The organism is Arsukibacterium sp. (genome assembly GCF_036735525.1).
Lineage (GTDB): Bacteria > Pseudomonadota > Gammaproteobacteria > Enterobacterales > Alteromonadaceae > Alishewanella.
The window spans coordinates 1-1,520 of sequence record NZ_DAINOE010000206.1 but is presented as its reverse complement, the minus strand read 5'-3'; the positions used below and the strand labels follow the sequence as shown (position 1 = coordinate 1,520).

The 1,520-nt window shown below is 51.2% G+C and carries 2 protein-coding genes; both read left to right on the top strand.

Annotated elements, in window-relative coordinates:
• The coding region (gene tnpB, locus V7D78_RS17315; protein WP_333609697.1) for an IS66 family insertion sequence element accessory protein TnpB at nt 1–290 on the top strand (290 nt) is incomplete at its 5' end.
• Nucleotides 291–311: 21 nt separating this feature from the next.
• The coding region (gene tnpC / locus V7D78_RS17310; RefSeq protein ID WP_333609696.1) for an IS66 family transposase at nt 312–1,520 on the top strand (1,209 nt) is incomplete at its 3' end.

Sequence of the window (1,520 nt, the reverse complement as noted above, 5' to 3'; positions counted from 1 at the left end):
AATCCTTTAACGGTTTAAGTGCCCTGGTACGTAATAAGCTGGGTCATAACCCGCAAAGTGGCCAGTACTTCGTGTTTGTTAATGCCCGCAAAACCCAGATGAAGGTGCTGTACTTCGAAAGCTCAGGCTATTGTGTCTGGGCCAAGCGCCTGGAGCAAGGCCAATTCCCGGTAAAAAGTCAGGCAGATGGGATCCAATCCTTAACGGTCAGCGGCCTGCATATGATCGTTGACGGAATTACCGTGCTTCGCCACAAACAAGCGAAGCGCTATGGGCAGTCAAACGCTTGATAAGCTTGTATAATTGCCACCATGAAAATGAAGCCTTCATCCTCACCCCACGCGGCCGCTGATGCCGAGACTCTGGCCGCACAGGCCAGGGAGATCGCGCGTCTGCAAGCGTTAGTCGAGGCGATGCAGCAAAAAGATACCCTGGCACAAGCCTATGCCGAATTGACACAACAGCATGCGGTCTTATCAAAGCAGCATGCGGGTTTATCACAAAAGCACAGTACACTTGAACACAACTGGGATGAGCTGCAAGCACAGTTCGCGAAGTTGACACAGTCCTTCGCCGGTATCAAACAACGCTTAGCCTGGTTTGAGAAGCAGCTGTTTGGCCAAAAGTCTGAGCAGCGGCCGCTGGAATTGGGCATGCAATTAAGCTTACTGGGTGACATGGTGCCGCCGCTGGCCAAGCCTGAAGGTGAAACCGAGCAAATTACTTACACTCGCAGAAAAGGCAAGCAGCGGCCGGATGATTGCGTCAATGACAGCGGGTTACGCTTTAACGACAACGTGCCGGTAAAAGTGATTACGCTGATACCAGACGAGCTTAAGGGTGATGATACTGACCAATATGAAGTGATTGGCGTAAAAAGCACCTACCGTTTAGCGCAGCGCCCAGCCAGTTTCGAAGTACTGCGCTATGACCGGCAAATCGTCAAACACAAAGGCAGTGAAGCCATCCTGCCAAGCCCGGCACCGTTTAATGTGCTGGATAAAAGCGTGGCGGATGTCAGCTTTATCGTGGGCCTGCTGGTGGATAAATTCCAATATCACCTACCGCTGTATCGCCAACACCAGCGTTTAACGGCGGCGGGCATTACCTTAAGCCGCAGCACTTTGGGCACCATAGTCGCACGCGGTATTGATTTACTGTATCCGATAGTCGACGCCATGCTCAGCAGCATTTTACAAAGCCAGGTGCTGGCGATGGACGAAACCCCGATTAAGGCAGGCAAAGCCGGGTCGGGTAAAATGAAGCAAAGTTACTTCTGGCCGGTGTATGGCGATAAGGATGAAATTGTCTTTACCTTCTCCACCAGCCGGGGGCGGCAGCATATTGAAGACATTCTAAAACATTGCTTCAAAGGCACGCTATTAAGCGATGGTTACAGTGCCTATAGCAGTTATGTTAAGGCCAATGAAGAATTAACGCACGCTCAGTGCTGGGTGCATAGCCGCCGGCAATTTATTGAAGCAGAAGCGAGTTGGCCACAACAGGCCAAAGAAGCCATT